Raw genomic sequence first — 20,380 nt, 5'->3', positions numbered from 1 at the left:
TCCCGAGGCGGCGTAAAGTTCTGCTGTCAGGGTTTGTCAGGAGCCTGCGCCGCGAGCGGGTCGAGGCCGAGCGCGGCGAGTTCCGCCCGCCCCTGCGCCAGCAGCCTGTCGCAGGCTGTTTCGATCCGTTCCTGCAGCTCATGCTGAAAGGCGAGCTTGCCGAGACCCGGCATGATCGGTGGCAGGATCTCGATGCGGATCGTGCCGGGTCGGCGCAGGAACTTTCGCCGCGGCCAGTAGAGACCGGTATTGAGTGCGACGGGAACGCAGGGGACGCCGAGCTCGGCGTAGAGATGGGCGGCGCCGAACTTGTAGGCCGGTGGGGCGCCGGGGGGGCGGCGCGTGCCTTCCGGGAAGATCAGCAGCTGACGGCCGTTCTGACCGAGCTCGACCTTGGCGCGCCGCGTGACGTCGGACAGGGCGCGGGCTCGGGCACCGCGGTTGACGGGAATCATGCGCAGCTGGTTCAGCGCCCAGCCGAAGAGCGGGATCCAGGTCAGCTCGCGCTTCAGGATGAAAACCGGGTTCTGGAAGATCGTGACGAGTGTGAAGGTCTCGACGAAGGACTGATGCTTCGCCGCCACCATCAGGCCGCCCTGCGGAATGTTCTCGATGCCGGTGACCTCGTAGCGCGTGCCGGCGACCACGCGCAGCAGCCAGAGCGAGGACCGCGACCAGGCGATGGCAGCGGCCAGCAGGATCCGCCTCGGCAAAAACAGCGCCGGTAGAATGATGAAGATCAGCCAGAGGACAAGATTGGCATAGAAGAGTGTGTTGAAGGCGAGGGAGCGCAGGACGAGCATGCTGCGCAATGAGCCCGAGACGCGGCGCCGGTCAAGCACTTGCGCGATTTCGGGACTCAGCCCTCGTGGCGGGAATGGCCCGGCAGCCGCGACCGCTTCTCGGCCGCGGGGCCCAGAAGCTCGGCCGGCTTCGACGAGACAGGCTTGCGGCCGCCGGTGATCACCGAGAGCCGCGAATTCTCGGGATCGCTTTCGACGAGACTGCGCAGGCGTGCGACGAGATATTTCACGTATTCCGGCGCGAGGACCTTGATCGTCGCCCAGCGATACCACCAGCCTGTCGTGTCGAGATGCTCGGTGACGACCGGGTGGGGGATCAGCGTGACGCCCGGCATGGCATGGGCGAATTCTGCGACCGTGCGCGGCATGTGGTAGTTCGAGGTCACGACCATCAGCGAGCGAAAGCCGTGCTCGCGGACCCAGCGCCGCGCCTCGATGGCGTTGCCGATGGTGTTGCGGGCGCGGTAGTCGAGATCGACGCAGCAATTGAGCAGGTCGCGCGAGGCGGGGTTGAGCTTGGCCAGTTCCTCGCGGCTGGTCTTCTCGTTGACGCCGCTGATCAGGAGCCGTGAGCCGCGATCGGCCCCAAGCAGTCCGATGGCGTCGCCGATACGCTGGGCGCCGCCGGTGACCACGACGATCGCGTCCGTACGCGGGGAAGTCGCCGGTTCCTGCGCGTCGATGGCCGAGGCGAAACGCACATAGCCGAGGCCGAGCAGCGCGACGCAGGTCCCCGCCAGCGCAGCGACGGTCAGAGCCAGGATGCGGCGCAGCGAGGGCCGCACAGCCTGCCCGGAGCCCCGGATCGCTGAATCCGGCGGCTCGATCCCGAGATCGTCCTTCGTGCTGCCGATCATGGCCATGATATCGTTGGCATAACCCGGCATTCGGGCATAACGGCGGCGGCGGCATGCCGGCTTTCGCCGCAGGAGTGAAGGATCCGTTGACGTCTGGCTGTCGCCCCGCGCGCGCTCATGACAGCATCCGCAGATAGTGACGGACGGTGAAGCGCGAGACGAGACCGGCGATGGCGGCGACCACCATTGCGACGAGAAGCACCGCGGCATAGCCGGCCCAGCCGATTTCGAAGGCGCCGAACAGAGCCTGCAGCTGCTCGGCCTCCGGCGCGGTGCGCCAGCGCGAGACGATGAAGCCGATGAGGGCGATGGCTAGGATCGCGGCGAAGCCGCCGAAAGCCCCACCCTTAAGGCCCAGCCTGATGAAGCGGCTCTGGAACTCACGGGCGATGAAGCCGTCATCGGCGCCGACGAAATGCAGCACCTCGACACTGTCGCGGCTGCCCGCCATCGCGCCGCGTGTGGCGAAAGCGACGGCGAGCGCGGCCGCTGTCAGGACGAGCAGAACGATCGCGAAGCCGGAGGCGACGATGGTGCCGGCCATGGCTGAGAGCCGCCGGACCCAGAGCCGGTGATCATCGAGGATGGCCGTCGGCACCTCGCGGCGCAGCGCCGGGCCGAAGCTCGCCAGATCCGGGCTGGCGCCGCTCTTGAGCTTGAGCACGATCAGGCGCGGAATCGGCAGCTCGACGAGGTCGAGGCCGGTGCCGAGCCAGGGCTCGAGCAGCTTGTCCGATTCGGCCTTCGGCACGGCGCGCACGCTGTCGATGCCGTCGAGCGCCTGCGCCATCGCCACGGCGCGCGCGACATCGCCGTCGATGCTGCGATGCGAATCGGGACGGATCTGGATGGTCATCTCGTTGGAGATGGCCCCCCGCCACTGATCGGAAGCGCGCGCGGCGAGCACGGCGACGCCGGCGCTGAGCGCGGCGAGGAAGGTCAGGATCGCGATCACCGCCATAAGCGCGCGGCCGGCAACGGTGTCGACAGGCACGAGCGGCAGGTCGCGCCGCAGATTGGGCGGCAGCGTCCTTTCTTCGCGCTCCGGTTCGTGATGGCTGAGCTCAGGCGTCGACATGCAGATGCCCGTCGGCCAGCACGAGGCGCGGCGCGTCGTAGATCTCCATGAGATTGAGATCATGCGTGGCGATGATCACGGCGGTGCCGAGCGTCTGCAGCTCCATGAACAGCCGCAACAGCCGCCGACCGAGGCCGGGATCGACATTGCCGGTCGGCTCGTCGGCGAGCAGCAGTTCCGGCCGGCCTATCAGGGCGCGGGCGATGGCGGCGCGCTGCTTTTCGCCACCGGAGAGGACCGGTGGCACGGCATGCATGCGCTCGCCGAGCCCGACCCAGCGCAGCAATTCGACCACCTCGGCGCGATAACTCGCCTCCTCCTTGCCGAGCACCCGCAGCGGCAGCGCGACATTCTCGTAGACGGTGAGATGGTCGAGCAGGCGGAAATCCTGAAAGACCACGCCCATGCGGCGGCGAAAGGCGGTGAGCGTGTCGGCATCGAGGCGCGAGACATCCTGACCGAACAGGTTCACCAGCCCGCGCGTCGGTTTCAACGCCATCAGGATGAGACGCATCAACGTCGTCTTGCCCGCACCGGACGGGCCGGTGAGATACTGGAACGAGCGCGGCGCGATGCTGAAGTTGATGTCCTTCAGCACCTCCGGCCCCATGCCATAACGCAGGCCGACATTTTCGAACCGAACCAAGCGGTCTTCCTCATTCAGCGAAACGCGTATCCGCGCCGATCCTACACCGCAAGCGAGCCTGCCCGGAACGGCGCGATGGGTGCAGTCTGCGTCACAGATTCTTCACGGGGCGTTAACCATAAATCGTGCCAATAGCAGCGGGCATTTCCGTTCGCCGCCATTCGTGCTTCAGCGCCTGTCGTCGTGCCAGATCCTGAAGGACGAATCCCGGGCCGAAGCGTACCGGAGACACCCGGCCATCGTTGCGAAGAGATTGCCTCAAGCCCATGCTGATCGTCTGCCCATCCTGTGCCAGCCAGTATGAACTCGACGCGGCCAAACTGGGGCCGGAAGGTCGAAAGGTGCGCTGCGCGAGCTGCAAGACCGCATGGCATGTCGAGCCGGTCGCCGTCTTTCCCGATGCACCCAGCGAGGAGGAGACGAAAGCCCTGCTGGCGGAGGAGATGGAGCGCGCTGCCGCCATCGACGCCGAGATCACCGCGCTTGCCGCCGAAACCAGTGAGAAGGCGGTTGCTGAGGCGGAATCCGACATCGTCTCCACTAGCAGGCCTGTCGCCCGGCGCGGCAGGCCTGGTGCGGCAAGGGCAACCGCTTCCAGGGTGAAGGGTTTGCGGCGCGCGGCGGCGTTACCGGCGGCGGCCGCAGTCGCGGGTCTTGCCCTGCTCGGCCTCTTCGCATGGCAGCGCAACGCAGTCGTCCGCGCTGCACCGCAGCTCGCGAGCGTGTTCGAGACGGCCGGGCTACCGGTGAATGTGAGGGGCCTGAGCCTGGGCGCGATCGAGAGCGGGCTCGTCGAGGATGGTGCGAACCGTTTCCTCGTCGTCGAGGGCGATGTCACCAATATCACCAAGAGCAAGGCGAAAGTGCCGCTGATCGAGGTCGCGGTGAAGGATGCTGCCGGCGCGACGCTCTACACCTGGACGACGGAGTCGCCGCGGGCGAGCCTGGAGCCTGCCGAACTCATCCGTTTCCGGGCCCGGCTGGCCTCTCCCCCGGAAAGCGGGCGGTCCGTGCGGGTGCGCTTCACTTCGGCCGCGACAACCGCCAATATCGCCAGCACGCCCTGACGCTGCTAGGACGGGTGCTTGTCGATCGGGCCTGTCGGGCTGGACGGCGTTCATCAACAATCGCTGCACGGGCCCCGGCGCATCGATCTTGCGCGGGCCGGTTGCGGCCGGAAACGAAGACGGAGACATCATGCCGGAACGGCGGATCAGGGTTCTTTACGACGAGGCTGCGATCGCGCGGCGCAACCAGGAGATGGCGGAGGCCATTGCCGCCAGCAATCCCAAGGATCTGCTCGTCGTTGCCGTTCTGAAGGGCAGCTTCATGTTCGCGGCCGACCTGATCAGGGCGATGCACCGCATCGGCCTCGCGCCGCAGGTCGAGTTCATCCACCTCTCGAGCTACCGGTCGGGAACCGTCTCGTCGGGGCAGGTCGAAATCCTGCGCGACGTGCAGAGCGAGGTGCGCGGGCGCGACGTGCTTCTGGTCGACGACATCCTGGAATCCGGCCGCACGCTGGCTTTCGCCAAGGATCTGCTGGCCGCACGCGGTGCCGCGAAGGTGTCCACCGCGGTTCTGTTGGAAAAGCCGCATAAGCGCGCGGTCAACATCCAGGCTGATTATGTAGGCTTCGAATGCCCGGACTATTTCGTCGTCGGCTACGGCATGGATGTCGCGCATTCCTATCGCCAACTGCCTTTCGTCGGCGTGATCGAGACGGAAGATCAGGCCGGACTGCCGGGCATCTGAGGAACTGCGATGTCACGTATTCTGGTCGTCGACGACGAGGAGCCGCTGCGCGTGCTGGTGGCGCGCGGCCTCAGCCTGGACGGCCATAGCTGCCTCACTGCTGCCGATGGCGCCGAGGCGCTCGACATCCTTCTGGCGGAGGAGGGGCGCTTCGACCTGCTGCTGACGGATATCCGCATGCCGCTGATGGACGGGATCGCGCTGGCGCTCGCCGCCAAGCAGCGCTTCCCCGAGCTGACCATCATGCTGATGACCGGCTATGCCGAGCAGCGCGAGCGCGCGAAGAGCCTGGAGACGATCGTCGCCGAAGTGATGGCGAAACCCTTCACCATCGCCGAACTCCGCGCCACCGTGATGAAGGTAATCGAGCGCTCGATCGGCGGATAATCCTCAGCGGTTGAGCCACCAGATCGAGGCATTGAGCAGGGTCGCGAAGGAGACCCATGCGAGATAGGGCCAGAGCAGATTGGCGGCGAGCCGGTCGAGCAGTCTGAAGGCGGCGATGGTCGCGAGGATCAGGACGAGCAGCGGCAGGATGACGATCAGCCCCGCCAGCGGGCTGTTGGCACCGAAGAAGGCGAAGGACCAGCCGATATTGAGCAGAAGCTGCAGGTGATAGACCAGCAGCGCGCGGCGCCGGCCGGGCACCCCGACAGGGATGCGCAGGATGCGGAAGGCCGCCAGCGCCATCAGCGCATAGAGCGCGGTCCAGACCGGCGCGAAGATCCAGTTCGGCGGGTTGAAGGCCGGCTTGGCGAGCCCGGCATACCACCCCGCAATCTGAGGAACCGTGACTGCACCGCCGAGCACCGACGCTGCGACGACCGGCAGGATCGCGATGATCAGCGCCGCCCAGAGGGGGGAGCGGCGTTCGGAGTGAATTCCCGGAAGCGTGTTCATACCCGGAAGATGATGCCGGTGCGTTGGGGCGGCAAGGCTGCCGGGCGCCACCTGACATGCGTCCTGCTCTGGATGGCATGTCTTCCGGTCATGGAACTCTTCCTGAGAAGGCGGAGGCCGCTTGCGAGACCGGGCGCTAGGCCCGCCGTTCGGGGCGAGCCGCTGCGGTAGCGCGCTCCGGCTGACCAGCTTGCGCCGGACCGACCACTTCGCGCATGGCGACATAGGTATAGAACGACGACACGTTGGGGTCGTCGTGGAAAACCTCGCGCGCGAAGGCCGCGTAGGCTTCCATGCTCTCGACCTGAAGGTGGAGGACGAAATCCGCGCCTCCCGTCACATAGGACGCGTACCGAACCTCCGGCCGCAAACGCAGCTTGCGCGCGAAGGCCTCGGCGAGCTGAGAGCCCCTGTCGATCGAGACCAGCACGTGAATTGTGACGGGAACGCCGAGCACGGCGGGGTTCACGATGGAGATGTCGGCCGTGATGATCTTTTCCGCTCGCAATCGCCGGAGGCGGCGGAGCACGGCGCTCTGAGACAATCCGACTCGCTCCGCCAGGACGCGGGCCGGCGTCTGGTTGTCGCGCTGCATCTCTTCGAGCAGGGCATGGTCGAACTGATCGAGGTCGGCGATTTTCGGCATCATGAGTTTCCTGGCGACGAAAATAGTCGCCCTATGGTGAAAAGCACCAACTTTAATTTTGGCTGAGCCCTAGAGTGCGTCTGACCGATCATGCGAGATCGTGTCGACATAGGCAGCGTGACGGTTGGAGAGACGATGAGCACGAAAAGCTGGAGCCCGCGGAGCCTCGCAGCGCAGGCGATGGGCAAGGTCGATTCGGTGACCAAGGCCGTGGTGCCGCCGATCCATGTCTCGACGACCTATATCCGCGACGAGGACAACGGCTACTCGACTGGTTTCATCTATGGCCGGCCTGACAACGAGACGGTCCATGAGGCGCAGGCCGTGCTCGCCATGCTGGAAGAGGCCAAGGCCGGCGCGCTGCTGTTCGGCTCGGGCATGGCTGCGGCGACCGCCGTGTTCCAGGCGCTCTCACCCGGCGACCACGTCGTCGCCTCCAAGGTGATGTACTGGGCGCTGCGCGCCTGGCTGCTCAACGAGGCGACACGCTGGGGCCTGAATGTCGATTTCGTCGAGACCGACGATCTCGCTGCGCTCAAGGCAGCCGTGAAGCCCGGCGCGACCAAGCTCGTCTGGATCGAGACGCCGTCGAACCCGCTCTGGACCATCACCGACATCGCGGCCGCGGCCGAGATCGCGCACAACGCCGGCGCGCGGCTCGCGGTGGATTCGACCTGCGCCTCGCCGGTGCATACGCGGCCGCTGACGCTCGGCGCCGACATCGTGATGCATGCGGCGACCAAGGTTCTCAACGGCCATTCCGACGTCGTCGCCGGGGCGCTCTGCGCCAATGCCGACGATGAGTTCTGGAACCGCATCAAGACCGTGCGCAAAGGGCAGGGCGGCATCCTCGGCCCGTTCGAGGCTTACCTCCTGATGCGCGGCATGCGCACGCTGCATCTGCGGCAGGAGCGCCAGTCGGCTTCGGCGATGGAATTGGCGCAGCGCCTCTCGGCTCATCCGCTGGTGGCGCGCGTGCTCTATCCCGGCCTGCCGCAGCACCCCGGCCACGACATCGCTGCGCGGCAGATGGAAGGCGGCTTCGGCTTCATGCTGTCGATCCAGGTCACCGGGGGCGAGGCGGCGGCGGTCAAGGCTGCGGCCCATGTCGAACTCTACAAGCGTGCGACCTCGCTTGGCGGCGTCGAGAGCCTGATCGAGCATCGCGCCTCTATCGAGGGCGCCGGCTCGCCCTGTCCGACCGATTTGCTGCGCCTCTCGACCGGCATCGAGGATGTCGGGGACCTCTACGCCGATCTCGACCAGGCGCTGAAGGCCGGGCACGTTTGAGGGGCAGCTAGATCCAGATCGCTTTGGCGAGCTTCAGATAGCGCGCCCGCGCGGCCAGGCCGTTGTGCCCGCCATTGACCAGCTTCGTCACCCGCTCGACATCGTCGGCATCGGCGGCTGCGCCGATGCCGCGCTCGCGCCAATAGGAAAAGGCGACGGAGAGCGCGATCGCAGGTTCCTTTGCCTGCTCGGGCTCGGCTTCAAGATCGATGCCGAGAAGCTGCCCGAAGCGGCGATAGTTCGCCCGGCCGGTGAGCTGGAAGATGCCGCGGCCATGATAGCGAATGCCGTCGCCGGCCTGGGTGTTGCCGAGATCGCGCCGGCCTTCGTAGCGGGTGAAGTAGACGGGGCCGCCATATTCCTCGAGCGTGCGGAAGCCGGCGGTCTCGTGTGCGGCTTGCGCGAGGAAATGGCATATGCGCAGCCGCGTCGTCACGCCGTGGCCGGGCGCCAGCCGATCGAAGCCGCCTGCAATGCCGGCGAGGATCGCCGCGCCTCCATCGGGCGCGAGCCGGCGAAGCTTCGGCTCGGTGACGGCTGAGGGCGCTGGTGCCACAATCGTCGGCGCTCCCGTCCGGCCAAAAATCGACATGCGCAGGCTCCCCTGAGATTTGAGCCGGCCAGCATGCGGCCGCCGTCCGGACCGGGGATAGAAGTGCCCCTTTATCCCCGCATTCCGTCACAGGGCTGAAACACCGCTTCGTTACGCGGCACCGATCCCGCAGGAGGCGACGACCATGCAAGCCCTCGAGACCAATCGCCGTGCGTTGCTGCTCGGCCTCGGCGCCGCCGCGCTGACGACGCAGGCCATGACCGCTTCGGCCCGCACCTTGCCGGCTCTGCCGACCGCGAATATCGGCTCCGACACCGCCTATTGGACTGCCGTGCGCAATCTCTATGCGGTGACGCCGGACATGGTGAACCTGGAGAACGGCTATTGGGGCATCATGGCCGAGCCGGTGAAGGCAGAATACAAGCGCCTGACCGACTTCGTGAATTTCGAGAACACGGTCTATGCCCGCACCAAGATCGGCAAGGACCTCGACGATGTCCGCACGCCGCTCGCCGCCTTTCTCGGCGTCGCGCGCGAGGAGATCGCGCTGTCACGCGGCGCGACCGAGGCTCTGCAGGCGCTGATCTCCGGCTACAACAAGCTGAAGCCCGGCCACACGGTGCTCTATGCCGATCTCGACTACGACTCGATGCAGTATGCGATGAACTGGCTGAAGGGCCGCCGCGGCGTCGATGTCGTCAAGTTCGCCATCCCGGAGCCGGCGACCCGTCAGGCGGTGCTCGACGCCTATGACGCTGCGCTCAAGGCCAATCCGAAGACCCGGCTCCTGCTGCTGACCCATGTCAGCCACCGCACCGGCCTGATGATGCCGGTCAAGGAGATCGTCGCCATGGCGAAGGCGCGCGGCGCCGACGTCATCCTCGACGCCGCCCATAGCTGGGGCCAGGTCGAGTTCCAGGCCAAGGACCTCGGCGTCGATTTCATCGGCTTCAATCTGCACAAATGGATCGGCGCGCCGCTCGGCGTCGGCATGCTCTACATCAACAAGGAGCGCCTGGCCGACATCGACACCTATCTGGCCGACGAGGACTTCAAGGCCGACGATGTGCGCTCGCGGCTGCATACCGGCACGGTGAACTTCGCCGCCCAGCTCACGGTGCCGACGGCGCTGGCGTTGCATCAGGAGATCGGCCCGCAGGCCAAGGAGGCGCGCTATCGCCATCTGCGCAACTACTGGGTCGCCAAGGCGCGAGAGCTGAAGGGCGTGGAAATCCAGACGCCGGACGATCCGAGCATGGTCGCCGGCATCACCTCCTTCGCGCTGACCGGCAAGCGCACGGTGGCGGAGACCAACGCGATCGTCGCGGAGCTGCGGGACAAGCACAGGGTAATGACGGTGCGTCGTGGCGGCGTCGCCCAGGGCGACACGATCCGCATCTCACCGGCGCCCTACATCATGGAAGCTGATCTCGATCGCTTCATCGCCGCGCTGGCGGTGGTTTCGGGCAACCGGGCGGGCTGAGGCCGATCGGGAAGCCGCGGGGCGGGGGTCCATGCACCCGTCCCGCCGCAAGCAGTGCGCCGCGGTTACGGCACGTGTCAGCCGCTGATGGCGGTATATTCGGTCTCGATCGAGGAGGCGTGAACCTCGTGGTCGAAGCCGTAGATATGGATTGAAATCGCCTCGCCGGGCCCGAAATTACGCATGCGGTGGATGTTCGGGCCTGAGGGCAGCATGCAGGCAACGTAGCCCGGCTGGCGCTCCTGCTCCTCGGTAGGCACGGCGCGGGCGCCGTCGATGGCCCGATACCACGTCTCGGTGACGGTGCCGGAGACGACGCCAAAGCAGCAAGAGCAATGGTGATCATGGATCGAGGTGGCCGAGCCTTCGCCCCAGACGATGGCCCAGACGCTGACATCCTCATTGCCGGCGAGCAGGTTGCGGCTGTAGCCGCCCGCCTTGCGCTCCAGCGGCAGGCGCTGGATCAGATCGGGCATGGCGACAAGCTCGTGCAGGACTTCTCGCGCTGCTGAGAGATAGTCGCGCGACAGCGTGCCTGCATCGGTCCGCAGGCTCTGGAGTACGGCCCCACGCCGCTCCTCGTTCAGAAACCCCTGCATGTCGTCCCCCTCTCGAACCCTTGCGAAAAAGGATACGGGAGGGGGGCGGGCATTGGTTTGCGCAGTTGGAGAATTTTCTTCCCTGATTGGAACCTGTTGCCCTAAATGGGATAATATATGGAAAATATTCTCTGCTTCGTTCTTCCGGAAAGAAGCTGATGCCGAATTCGCCGAGGTTTCATGGCCAAGCTCGATGCTTTCGACCTGCGCATTCTGGCGCGGCTGCAGGAGGATGCGAGTCTGCCGCTCGCTGAACTCGCGGAGGCGGTGGGGCTATCGTCATCGCCCTGCTGGCGGCGGGTGCAGAAGCTCGAGGAGGGCGGCTACATCAAGCGCCGCGTAGCGCTGCTCGACCGCGAGATGCTCAAGGCCGGCGTCACGGTCTTCATCGCGATCAAGACGGCCCGCCATTCGATGGAGTGGCTGGAGCGCTTTCATCAGGCCGTGCACGACTTGCCGGAGATCGTCGATTTCTACCGGATGAGCGGCGAGATCGATTATCTGCTCAAGGCCTATGTCGCCGACATCGCCGCCTATGACGCGCTCTACAAGAAGCTGATCTCGCGCATCGATCTCAGCGACGTGACCTCGATGTTTGCGATGGAGGAGCTGAAATCCACCTCGGCGATCCCGCTGGGTTTCGCCGAGGTGTGAACGCTGAAGGCGGAGGGAGGAACGAACCGTTCCCTTTCCGCCAGCCGAACCGCCGAAGCCGGGCCGGATCTCAGAAGCGGTAGGTGACGCCGGCGCCGATGAGCCAGGGGTCGATCTTGACCTTGCCGGCAATGAGCCCGTTGTTCACCTTCACCTTGGGCTCCAGGAAGATTTTCTTGACGTCGAAGTTGAGGCCCCAGTGCTGGTCGATCATGTAGTCGAAGCCGGCCTGGAGCGCGAAGCCGAAGGAATCCTTCAGGTCGAAATCGGTGAAGCCGCCCTTGGCCTTCTCGTTGAAGAAGACGGTGTAGTTCACGCCGACGCCGAGATACGGCTTGAAGGCGCCGAGGTCGGTGAAGTGGTACTGCAGCATCAGGGTCGGCGGCAGCAGCCAGGCCGAGCCGATGCGCGCGCCGGCGAGGCTGCCCGCACCCTTCACATTATGCGGGGTGACGCCGAGGATGAGCTCGGCGGCGATGTTCTTGGTGAAGAAATAGGTGATGTCGAGCTCGGGCACGACCGAATTGGAGATATCGACCTTGCCGCCGACGACCGGCGCACCGCCCAGCCTCAGGCTCGCTTCTTCCTGCGGCATGACGAAGAGCGCGCGTCCGCGGATCATCCACGGGCTCCAGTTGGTGAGCACCGGGGCCAGGGGAGCGGCCTTGGTCGAGGGCAAATCGGCCGCCTGGGCGCTGGTCAGCGCCGTGGCGCCCAGCAGCACGGCGGCAAGAGAAAGACGGATCGAGCGAGACATCATGGTAGCAGCTTCCGGAGTCGCGAGCCTGCGACGCGGGTTGCGCCTCAAAGCTCATGCCTCCATCAGCGCCGGTTTCGCGCGATGCGAATTGACGCGGATCAACCCGAAAGGAGCGCGCCGCGGCCTGTCGCTTTCAGGCCACAGCGGCCGGCTCAGCCCTTCACGCCCTTCTGATAGTCCTTGATGGCCGAGAAGGTCACATCGGGGGCGCGCTCGGCGTCGTATTTCAGCGTGAACTGGGATGAGGCCATGAAGACGGGGTCGCCGTCGAGGTCGTCGGCCATGGCCGAGGGCTTCAACCCGACGAATTTCGCCAGCGCCGCCTTGTCGTCCGACGAGACCCAGCGGGCGATCGCGAACTGGCAAGGCTCGAAGTCGATCGGCAGCGAATACTCCGCTTCCATGCGCTCCTTGAGCACGTCGAGCTGGAGGGCGCCGACGACGCCGACGATGGCGGGCGCGCCGTCATGCGGCAGGAAGAGCTGGACGACGCCTTCCTCCGCCATCTGCTGCAGGGCTTCGCGCAGCTTCTTGGCCTTCATCGCGTCCTTCAGCTTGACGCGGCGCAGGATTTCCGGCGCGAAGCTTGGCACCCCCTTGAAGACGATGTCCTCACCCTCGGTCAGCGTGTCGCCGATGCGCAGCGTGCCGTGGTTGGGCAGGCCGACGATGTCGCCGGCGAAGGCTTCCTCCGCGATCGAGCGGTCGCGTGCGAAGAAGAACTGCGGCGCGTTGAGCGGCATCGGCTTGCCGGTGCGGACGAGCTTGGCCTTCATGCCGCGCGTCAGCTTGCCCGAGCAGACGCGCATGAAGGCGATGCGGTCGCGATGGTTGGGGTCCATGTTCGCCTGGATCTTGAAGACGAAGCCAGTCATCTTCGGCTCAGACGCTTCGATCGGGCGCTTGTCGGCGAGCTGGGCGCGCGGGCTCGGGGCGTAGGCGCCGAGCGCATCGATGAGGTCGCGCACGCCGTAGTCGCGCAGTGCCGCGCCGAAATAGAGCGGCGTCAGATGGCCCTCGCGGAAGGCCTGCAGATCGAAGGGCTTCAGGCCCTCGGCGGCGAGGAAGACCTCTTCGCGCCAGGACTCGGCGGCGCCATGCGGCAGAAGCTCGTCGAAGAGCGGATCGTCCCAGCCGGAGACGCGCTGATCCTCGGCGCTCTCGTCGCCCTTCTGGTTGCGGCGGAAGGTGTTGGCCTTCAGGTCGTAGGTGCCGGCGAATTCGCGCCCGCGGCCGACCGGCCAGGTCATCGGCGCGACGTCGAGCGCCAGCGTCGTCTCGATCTCGTTGATCAGGTCGAAGGGGTCGCGGGTCTCGCGGTCGACCTTGTTGATGAAGGTTACGATCGGGATATCTCTGAGACGGCAGACCTCGAAGAGCTTCTTGGTGCGGTCCTCGATGCCCTTCGCCGCGTCGATCACCATGACGGCGGAGTCGACCGCGGTCAGCGTCCGGTAGGTGTCTTCCGAGAAGTCTTCGTGGCCGGGCGTGTCGAGCAGGTTGAAGACATGGCCGCCATATTCGAAGGTCATCACGGAGGTGACGACCGAGATGCCGCGCTGGCGCTCGATCTTCATCCAGTCCGACGAGGTCTGGCGGCGGCCCTGCTTGGCGCGGACTTCGCCGGCGAGCTGAATGGCGCCGCCGAAATAGAGCAGCTTCTCGGTCAGCGTCGTCTTGCCCGCGTCAGGGTGCGAGATGATGGCGAAGGTGCGCCGGCGCGCATGCGGCGCGGGGCGGGCCGCGGACGCCTCGATGGTCGAAAGATCGGTCATGGCGCGCATCAAGACGGAAGGGGGGCGGAAGTCAATTGGTTGTACGGAACGTCATTCTCGGGCGTAGCGAAGCGCAGACCCGAGAATCTCCTCCCGGAGGAGGCTGGGCGCGTCATTGTCATGAGATGCTCGGGTCAAGCCCGAGCATGACGGCTCTTGCTCAATTCTTCAGCCGATATCCCGTCTTGAAGATCCAGCCGACCACTGCGATGCAGGCGGCGAGGAAGACGAGCGTCATGCCGAGGCTCACGCCGAGGCTGACATCGGCGAGCCCGAAGAAGCTCCAGCGGAAGCCGCTGATCAGATAGACGACCGGGTTGAACAGCGTCACCGTCTGCCAGAAGGGCGGGAGCATGCTGATCGAGTAGAAGGAGCCGCCGAGGAAGGCGAGCGGCGTCACGATCAGCAACGGGATGACCTGCAGCTTCTCGAAGCCGTCGGCCCAGATGCCGATGATGAACCCGAACAGGCTGAAGGTCGTCGCCGTCAGCACCAGGAAGAGCAGCATCATGAAGGGGTGCTCGATCCGGAGCGGGACGAAGAAGGCCGCCGTTGCGAGGATGATGAGGCCGAGCAGGATCGATTTCGACGCGGCCGCGCCGACATAGGCTATCACCGCCTCCCACCAGGCGACGGGAGCGGAGAGCAGCTCGTAGATCGTGCCGGTGAATTTCGGGAAATAGATCGCGAAGGAGGCGTTGGCGATGCTCTGCGTCAGCAGCGAGAGCATGATCAGGCCGGGCACGATGAAGGCGCCATAGGGCACGCCGTCGATCGACTGCATGCGTGAGCCGATCGCCCCGCCGAAGACGATGAAATAGAGCGAGGTCGACAGCACCGGCGAGACGATGCTCTGCAGCGGCGTGCGCCAGGTGCGCGCCATCTCGAAGCGGTAGATCGCCGCGATGGCATGCGGGTTGAAGCTTGCGGCGCTCATGCCCGCTCCCTCACCAGATTGACGAAGATCTCTTCCAGCGAACTCTGGCTGGTGCTGAGGTCGCGGAAGCGGATGCCCGCTTCCGACAGGCCCTGGAGCAGTGTGGTGATGCCGGTGCGCTCGGCCTGGGTGTCGTAGGTATAGACGATCTCATCGCCACCCTCAGACAGCTTCAGGTCGAAGCCCGCGAGCGTCGCCGGGACGGCGCCGATCGGCTGCTGGAGCTGCAGGGTGAGCTGCTTCTTGCCGAGCTTGCGCATCAGCTCGGCCTTTTCCTCGACCAGGATGATTTCGCCCTTGGAGATCACGCCGACGCGGTCGGCCATTTCCTCGGCCTCTTCGATGTAGTGCGTGGTCAGGATGATGGTGACGCCATCATCCCTGAGCCGGCGCACCATCTGCCACATGTCCTGCCTGAGCTCGACATCGACGCCGGCCGTCGGCTCGTCAAGGAAGAGGATGCGCGGCTCGTGCGAGAGCGCCTTGGCGATCATCACGCGCCGCTTCATGCCGCCGGAGAGGCGGCGGATCTGCGTGTCCTTCTTGTCCCAGAGCGAGAGGTCCTTGAGGATTCGCTCGATCAGGGCCGGATCCTTCGGCTTGCCGAAAAGCCCGCGGCTGAAGCTGACCGTGCTCCAGACGGTCTCGAATGCATCGGTCGTCAGCTCCTGCGGTACGAGGCCGATGGCGGAACGGGCCGCGCGATAGTCGCGCTGGATGTCGTGCCCATCCGCCAGAACCGTGCCTGTGCTCGGCCGCACGAGCCCGCAGATAATGCTGATCAGCGTCGTCTTGCCGGCGCCGTTGGGGCCGAGCAGAGCGAAGATCTCGCCGCGCCGGATGGCGAGGTCCACCGATTTCAGCGCGCTGAAGCCGGTGGCATAGGTTTTGGAGAGGCCGGAGACCGAGATGATCGGCGGGGTCGTGTCTGACATGGGCGGCATATAGGGGAGCCGGAGCTTGGTTGCGATGGCAGGGCCATGCCGGGAAAGCATGATCGCCTGTCAGTTCGTGGCGGGAAGCGCCGCCGCAAACGAGAAGGCCGGGCGCAGGGCCCGGCCTTCTTCACGCGACGCAACCGCACGCTACTTCATGAAAAACCACAGCAGGATGATGATCGGGATCGGAATACCCACAAGCCACAGGATGATGGAACGCATTGGCAGCCCCTCATTGAAAGGATGATGCTGCGGCAACGCTTCCGGGCGGGTAAAAGTTCCTACCGGTCCGTGCCTGGGACGGGGCCAGGGCTTCCGCGCTCGGGTGCCAGATAGGCTGGTAGCCATGCTTCAGCGCGGCAAGCGTGGCTGGCGGGGTGAGAACGGTCGCCAGCCCTTTCGGACGGGGATGAAGCGCAACATAGCCGGCTGGTGACCAGAGCAGGGCGGTGTCTGCGCGCAGTGCCAGAAATGCTCCTTCGCTCTCGGACAGGAGCATCGCGCCGTCCGGCAGTTCTTCTGCCGGCAGCCGGTGCATGCGCTTGGCCCGTCCTATCCGGCGATCGGCATCGAGGATGCGGTCGATTTCGGGAAAGAGCGGCGTTTCCAGGAGGCGCAGGCCCTGCACCAGCGCGTCGCGATAGGCGAGCGCGTCGCGGCGGCGGCATTCCATGCAGGGGCGATGGCCGGCTGCGAGCGCCGTCACCTCGTCGCAAAAGAAGAGCTCGGTATAACCGTGGCCCCAGACCTTCCGGCGCCGCCCCTTGAATGAGAGGACGCAACAAAGCCAGTGCTGCGTCGCCTGAATGCGGGTCGGCACCTCGCGCCGGTCGGGATCGTGGAAGCGGCCGCCGCGATTGCCGAAGAACAGCCCGCGCGCCGGGTCGGCGGTGAGCGTGCCGTCAGGCCTGACTCGGTTGGGCAGGGGCATCGACGATCTCCGTTACGAGCGCGGGATCATGATTTAGCCCCAGCGCGTCAGATCACGTCAGCGATGGCGATCGTGGCAGCTTCCCGCTGAAGCGCTGCATCGCCTGGATCGCCACCGGCAATCTATGCAAGGCAACGGCCGGCAAGGGGCGCGTCGGCGAGCGTGCGACGACAGGAAAAGGGGCTGGCGGTCGTTGCCGACCTCCAGCCCCTCTTTTCGTTCGGTCCGGTTCCGGCTGGCCTCGGTCCGGTCGGTTTCTCCGCAGCGGGGTTCTCAGGCGGCTCCGGCAGGGCGGCCGGCGTCCGCGTTGACGCGCTCGACATCACTGCGCGACAGGGCGAGATCGGAGAGGGCCCGTTCGTCCATCGCGTAGAGCGCGCGTGCGCTGCTCCTGGCATCGAGCCAGGCCTCGAGCTGCAACAGCAGCCCCAGGGCACGGCCGCTCGACCGGCGGGGAGCGGAGAAGGAAAGTCCGGCTATGGCAGGGCTGGCGTACATGACGCGCCTCCTGAGTGATCTAATCCACCCGGAATCTGCGCCTTGCCCGAGGGGGAAGCAAATGCGAAGTTCTTCGCATTGCCCAAGCTGAACTTGGCCTGACATGAGCCGTCGCCATCTCCCGCCCCTGGCTTCCCTGCGCGCCTTCGAAGCCGCTGCCCGGCATCGTAATTTTGAGAAGGCGGGGGATGAGCTCGCCGTTACCGCAAGCGCCGTCGGCCAGCATGTGAGGTCGCTCGAAGCCTGGCTGCGGCGCCCGCTCTTCATCCGGCTGCCGAGCAAGGGCGTTGCCTTGACCGAGATCGGCGAACGTTATGCCGCGACGATCTCGCAGGTGCTCGACCAGCTCAACGAAGCCACGGCCCGGGCTTTGAGACCGGAGGCGCCGAACGCCCTGACGGTCAGCACCTTGCCGAGCTTCGCCCTGAACTGGCTGATCCCAAGGCTCGGCTCGCTGAAGGAGCGCGAGCCCAACCTGGAGGTGCGGGTCGAGATCTCGGTGAGCCTGACCGATTTCGCCCGCGAGAATGTCGACGTAGCGATCCGCTTGGGCCGCGGCGGCTATCCGGGGTTGCAGACGGATCTCCTGATGGAGGAGAATTTCTTTCCCGTTTGCAGCGCCGCGCTGCTCGGCGACCCGGAGCGGCCGCTACGCGAGCCGGCGGACCTCAGCCATCACACCTTGCTGCATGAGATTCCGGAGGGAATCCCCGATTTCATTACCTGGCCGCGCTGGCTCGGCGCGGTCGGCCTGCCCCAGATCGACGCGACGCGGGGCCCACGCTTCTCGCACACCTTCCTGGCCTTGCAGGCCGCCGCGTCAGGGCAGGGGGTGGCGCTCGCCACCAATGTCCTGATCGGGGATTATCTCGATGCCGGTCGTCTGGTCCGGCCGTTCCCGCATCAGGTCAAAGGGCCGCACCAGTACTATCTGGTCTGCCCGGTGGCTTCCGCGCAGCGGCCGGCGATCGCGGCTTTCCGGAAGTGGATCTGCGACGAGGCGGCAGCCCATGTGGCGCTGAGCGTCGGTCCGTGAGCATGGCTGCCGCGCCGTCGTCACGGACGGCGCCTGATGCCGGTCACGCCGGAAGCAAAAAAGCCCCTCGGAGAGGGGCTTCAGTCTGGTCTCGAGAACTCAGGGGTGCCGAAGCCTCAGTAGTAGCCGCAGACCCGGCGGTAGCCGATGACGTTGCCCCAGCGGTCGAAACGCTCGACCAGATCACAGGAGCGGACGGGAGCGGCATAATAGCCGTGGCCATAAGCCGGGCGAGTGGCCGAGGCGATGATAGCGCCCGCGGCGAGCGCGCCAACCACACCGGCTCCGACGCCCCAGCCACCGTAGCCATAGCCCCAGCGCGGGCGCGCCTCGGCGCCGGAGGCGATGAAAGTGGTGGCCAGGGTCGCGGCCGCGAGGGTGGCGGTCAGCGTCTTGCGGAACGTCGTCATGCTCGTCTCTCCCGACTGGTGCGAGAGCGAACTGCTCGCCCTCTATGCCGATTGGTCGCGGGACGGAGCGGGGAGGTTCAATGCAGGAGGCGATTATTTTTTCGGGGTCGATCCGCGGGAGCGCGCGAACCCTGCTTTCATTGGCAAATCAGCCCGCCGCTCTCGCGTAGAAGCGCAGCAATTTCAGCCCCTCAGGGTTGTCCCAGTCCGCTTCGCCGACGAGATAGCCGACGCTACGCGCTTCATGATCGAGCACATAGGTCATTGGCATGCCGTAGAGGGCGAATGGCGTTGGCTGGGTCGATTTCGGCCCGGAAGCAACTGCGCCGGCAGCATCGATGAAGGTCGAGAGGTCGGCAAGCCCAAGGCGCTTGAGATAGGCGATCACGGTCGCCGCCGATTTGTCCAACGACACCGGAAGGACGACGAAGGGCTCATGCGCCGCTCTTGCCTGCAGGCGCCGCAGGATCGGCAGCTCGCGCCGGCAGGGCGGGCACCAGCTCGCCCAGAAATTCAGAAGAATGGCTTTGCCGCGATAAGCCGAGAGGGGCCTGCTCTTGCCGTCGAGGTCGGTGAGCGCGAGGGAGCCGGCATCCTCCGGCGGATCGAGCTGCACGAATTGCGAGGCGGAGCCGGCAAAGAGCGGCGGCCGCGCAAGAGCGGGCACGGCGGCAAGCGGCGAGAGCAGCGTCAGCGCGAGGGCTTGGCGGCGCGTCGGCGAGGGGGCGTTCAGCTCCGGTGCCGGTCCGCCGTTCTTCGAGTCAGGCATGGCCCCGCACCTAGCAGCAGGGAACACGGAAGTGGAGGCGGCGCGGCTTCCAACTCGCGAGCCTGTGATGTTCTCAGCCGGCTTCCGCGATGGGCGAAAGCCGGCGCTGGCGGTGCCTGTGGTCTGCCTTGCCCGGTTCAGACCTTTGCGGCGCTGGCAGCAGCGTCGATATTGGCGACGAGTTCCGCGTCCAATCCCAGCGAACCGGCGAGGCCGGCCAGGAAGTCCTTCTCCGGCGCAGTGTCCGGATTGATGGCGATGCGCGCCGCCGTATAGATCTGCGCGGCGAGTTCCGGGCTTTCTGAGGCTTCGACGAGTTCGTCGATCGAGGCTGGCTTGGCGAGTTCCTGTGCCAGCCAGGCATGGGCGTCCTGATCGAGATTGGCCTCCTTGAGGCCGCCGAGAATCGCATCGCGTTCTTCGGTGTCGATATGGCCATCAGCCGCCGCTGCCGCGATCATGGCGCGGACGAAGACGAGGGCGGTCGCTTCGCTCGCCGCCTGCGGCTCGAAGCCGGTTCCGGCGGGGGCGGGCAGCAACTCCTGCTGGCGGCTGTCGAGCACGGGCTTGCCGGCCTGATAGTTCTGGTAGGCCTTGTAGGCGAGGCCGCCGATCAGGGCGAGGCCGCCGAGCTTGGCTGCCGAGCCGGCGACGGAGCGGCCGGTCGAGGTGCCCAAGACGAGCGCGCCGAGACCGCCGAGCACGGCCGTTGCGAGGGCAGGGTTGCTGTTGAACAGGCCCTTCGCCTGCTCGATGAGCTGGTCGGGTGTCTTGCCGCCGGTGATCCGGCCGAGCGCATCGTTCGCGCCCTGCTGCACGCCGGTCTGGCGCGCGGCGTCGCCGACGCCCTGACTTGCCTGGGTCAGGATTTGCCCGGCGAGCCCGCCGAGGCCACCCGAACGCTGCACCTGTTCCGCCAGGCCGCCGAGCATGCCGCCGAGGCCACCCTGCTGACCCGCCTGCGTACCTGCCTGGCTGCCGGCGCTGATCAGGGCATCAAGCAGCGATTTGGCGTTGAACATCGACGTTCTCCTGTGGTGGCCGCAGTGGGAGGGCATACGA

24 protein-coding genes are annotated in these 20,380 nt (G+C 66.1%); 7 read left to right on the top strand and 17 right to left on the bottom strand.

Translation table 11 applies throughout. The features are described 5' to 3' along the window. Positions 1-26 precede the first annotated feature (26 nt). The 4 genes from AC1DIN_RS22860 to ftsE form a co-directional block, all read right to left on the bottom strand. Positions 27-842 carry a lysophospholipid acyltransferase family protein gene (locus tag AC1DIN_RS22860; protein WP_476811419.1) on the bottom strand — a complete coding sequence of 272 codons (816 nt, stop codon included), beginning with the start codon at positions 840-842 and terminating at the stop codon, positions 27-29. 17 nt (positions 843-859) lie between these two features. Continuing rightward, the gene (locus AC1DIN_RS22855; RefSeq protein ID WP_441472469.1) at positions 860-1,660 is read right to left on the bottom strand and encodes a YdcF family protein; all 801 of its coding nucleotides are present in this window, start codon (positions 1,658-1,660) and stop codon (positions 860-862) included. Between the two features lie 115 nt (positions 1,661-1,775). Further along, positions 1,776-2,738, bottom strand: coding sequence for a cell division protein FtsX (locus AC1DIN_RS22850; protein WP_476811418.1), 963 nt, complete (start codon positions 2,736-2,738; stop codon positions 1,776-1,778). Beyond that, entirely contained in the window at positions 2,725-3,384 is a 660-nt protein-coding gene (ftsE, locus tag AC1DIN_RS22845; RefSeq protein ID WP_441472471.1) for a cell division ATP-binding protein FtsE, read from the bottom strand. Before ftsE ends, AC1DIN_RS22850 begins: the two co-directional genes overlap by 14 nt. 266 nt (positions 3,385-3,650) lie before the next feature. Between ftsE and AC1DIN_RS22840 the strand changes: the two genes are divergently transcribed. The 3 genes from AC1DIN_RS22840 (at position 3,651) to AC1DIN_RS22830 (ending at position 5,526) form a co-directional block, all read left to right on the top strand. Next, positions 3,651-4,451: a zinc-ribbon domain-containing protein gene (locus AC1DIN_RS22840; RefSeq protein WP_476811417.1), complete on the top strand. Its 801-nt coding sequence runs from the start codon at positions 3,651-3,653 to the stop codon at positions 4,449-4,451. A 130-nt stretch (positions 4,452-4,581) separates the two neighbouring features. Continuing rightward, complete coding sequence (hpt, locus tag AC1DIN_RS22835) at positions 4,582-5,139, top strand: hypoxanthine phosphoribosyltransferase (protein WP_476811416.1); 558 nt, start codon at positions 4,582-4,584, stop codon at positions 5,137-5,139. Positions 5,140-5,148: 9 nt separating this feature from the next. Then, positions 5,149-5,526, top strand: coding sequence for a response regulator (locus AC1DIN_RS22830; protein ID WP_441472474.1), 378 nt, complete (start codon positions 5,149-5,151; stop codon positions 5,524-5,526). A gap of 3 nt (positions 5,527-5,529) precedes the next feature. Here the strand turns inward: AC1DIN_RS22830 and AC1DIN_RS22825 are convergent, their stop codons facing one another. After that, positions 5,530-6,039 carry a TspO/MBR family protein gene (locus AC1DIN_RS22825; protein ID WP_476811415.1) on the bottom strand — a complete coding sequence of 170 codons (510 nt, stop codon included), beginning with the start codon at positions 6,037-6,039 and terminating at the stop codon, positions 5,530-5,532. 136 nt (positions 6,040-6,175) lie between these two features. Then, on the bottom strand, positions 6,176-6,685 hold the full coding sequence (locus tag AC1DIN_RS22820; RefSeq protein WP_476811414.1) for an Lrp/AsnC family transcriptional regulator: 510 nt from the start codon (positions 6,683-6,685) through the stop codon (positions 6,176-6,178). 135 nt (positions 6,686-6,820) lie between these two features. Here AC1DIN_RS22820 and AC1DIN_RS22815 point away from each other — a divergent pair, with 135 nt between their 5' ends. Continuing rightward, positions 6,821-7,975: a trans-sulfuration enzyme family protein gene (locus AC1DIN_RS22815; RefSeq protein WP_476811413.1), complete on the top strand. Its 1,155-nt coding sequence runs from the start codon at positions 6,821-6,823 to the stop codon at positions 7,973-7,975. A 7-nt stretch (positions 7,976-7,982) separates the two neighbouring features. Here the strand turns inward: AC1DIN_RS22815 and AC1DIN_RS22810 are convergent, their stop codons facing one another. After that, positions 7,983-8,567 carry a glycoside hydrolase family 19 protein gene (locus tag AC1DIN_RS22810; protein WP_476811412.1) on the bottom strand — a complete coding sequence of 195 codons (585 nt, stop codon included), beginning with the start codon at positions 8,565-8,567 and terminating at the stop codon, positions 7,983-7,985. Positions 8,568-8,712: 145 nt separating this feature from the next. Here AC1DIN_RS22810 and AC1DIN_RS22805 point away from each other — a divergent pair, with 145 nt between their 5' ends. Beyond that, positions 8,713-10,011: an aminotransferase class V-fold PLP-dependent enzyme gene (locus AC1DIN_RS22805; RefSeq protein ID WP_476811411.1), complete on the top strand. Its 1,299-nt coding sequence runs from the start codon at positions 8,713-8,715 to the stop codon at positions 10,009-10,011. Between the two features lie 77 nt (positions 10,012-10,088). Here AC1DIN_RS22805 and AC1DIN_RS22800 read toward each other — a convergent pair whose 3' ends face one another. Beyond that, complete coding sequence (locus AC1DIN_RS22800; protein WP_476766229.1) at positions 10,089-10,610, bottom strand: cysteine dioxygenase; 522 nt, start codon at positions 10,608-10,610, stop codon at positions 10,089-10,091. 180 nt (positions 10,611-10,790) lie between these two features. On the opposite strand from AC1DIN_RS22800, the gene AC1DIN_RS22795 reads away from it, so the two are divergent. Then, complete coding sequence (locus AC1DIN_RS22795; protein WP_441472481.1) at positions 10,791-11,264, top strand: Lrp/AsnC family transcriptional regulator; 474 nt, start codon at positions 10,791-10,793, stop codon at positions 11,262-11,264. A gap of 70 nt (positions 11,265-11,334) precedes the next feature. Here AC1DIN_RS22795 and AC1DIN_RS22790 read toward each other — a convergent pair whose 3' ends face one another. From AC1DIN_RS22790 to AC1DIN_RS22765, 6 genes are all read right to left on the bottom strand, one after another. After that, positions 11,335-12,021, bottom strand: a complete 687-nt coding sequence (locus AC1DIN_RS22790) for an OmpW/AlkL family protein (RefSeq protein WP_476811455.1) — start codon at positions 12,019-12,021, stop codon at positions 11,335-11,337. Positions 12,022-12,176: 155 nt separating this feature from the next. Next, complete coding sequence (locus AC1DIN_RS22785; protein WP_476811410.1) at positions 12,177-13,799, bottom strand: peptide chain release factor 3; 1,623 nt, start codon at positions 13,797-13,799, stop codon at positions 12,177-12,179. Positions 13,800-13,959: 160 nt separating this feature from the next. Next, on the bottom strand, positions 13,960-14,736 hold the full coding sequence (locus AC1DIN_RS22780) for an ABC transporter permease (RefSeq protein ID WP_441472483.1): 777 nt from the start codon (positions 14,734-14,736) through the stop codon (positions 13,960-13,962). Continuing rightward, positions 14,733-15,671 (bottom strand): ABC transporter ATP-binding protein, encoded by a 939-nt coding sequence (locus AC1DIN_RS22775; protein WP_441472484.1) that lies wholly within the window; start codon positions 15,669-15,671, stop codon positions 14,733-14,735. Before AC1DIN_RS22775 ends, AC1DIN_RS22780 begins: the two co-directional genes overlap by 4 nt. Positions 15,672-15,906: 235 nt before the next feature. Continuing rightward, positions 15,907-16,605 (bottom strand): hypothetical protein, encoded by a 699-nt coding sequence (locus tag AC1DIN_RS22770; RefSeq protein ID WP_476811409.1) that lies wholly within the window; start codon positions 16,603-16,605, stop codon positions 15,907-15,909. Positions 16,606-16,878: 273 nt separating this feature from the next. Beyond that, on the bottom strand, positions 16,879-17,103 hold the full coding sequence (locus AC1DIN_RS22765; protein ID WP_441472486.1) for a YjiS-like domain-containing protein: 225 nt from the start codon (positions 17,101-17,103) through the stop codon (positions 16,879-16,881). 103 nt (positions 17,104-17,206) lie between these two features. On the opposite strand from AC1DIN_RS22765, the gene gcvA reads away from it, so the two are divergent. Next, a complete protein-coding gene (gcvA, locus tag AC1DIN_RS22760; protein ID WP_441472487.1) occupies positions 17,207-18,139 on the top strand; it encodes a transcriptional regulator GcvA in 933 nt (310 codons plus the stop codon). Positions 18,140-18,255: 116 nt separating this feature from the next. Here gcvA and AC1DIN_RS22755 read toward each other — a convergent pair whose 3' ends face one another. From AC1DIN_RS22755 to AC1DIN_RS22745, 3 genes are all read right to left on the bottom strand, one after another. Further along, positions 18,256-18,549 (bottom strand): hypothetical protein, encoded by a 294-nt coding sequence (locus AC1DIN_RS22755; RefSeq protein WP_441472488.1) that lies wholly within the window; start codon positions 18,547-18,549, stop codon positions 18,256-18,258. Positions 18,550-18,697: 148 nt separating this feature from the next. Further along, the gene (locus tag AC1DIN_RS22750) at positions 18,698-19,318 is read right to left on the bottom strand and encodes a TlpA family protein disulfide reductase (protein ID WP_441472489.1); all 621 of its coding nucleotides are present in this window, start codon (positions 19,316-19,318) and stop codon (positions 18,698-18,700) included. A gap of 137 nt (positions 19,319-19,455) precedes the next feature. Further along, entirely contained in the window at positions 19,456-20,340 is an 885-nt protein-coding gene (locus AC1DIN_RS22745) for a tellurite resistance TerB family protein (protein WP_476811408.1), read from the bottom strand. Positions 20,341-20,380: the final 40 nt, after the last annotated feature.

The sequence above is a fragment of the Allobosea sp. 05T438 genome, from assembly GCF_056396025.1.
This window is presented reverse-complemented; position numbering and strand designations above follow the sequence as displayed.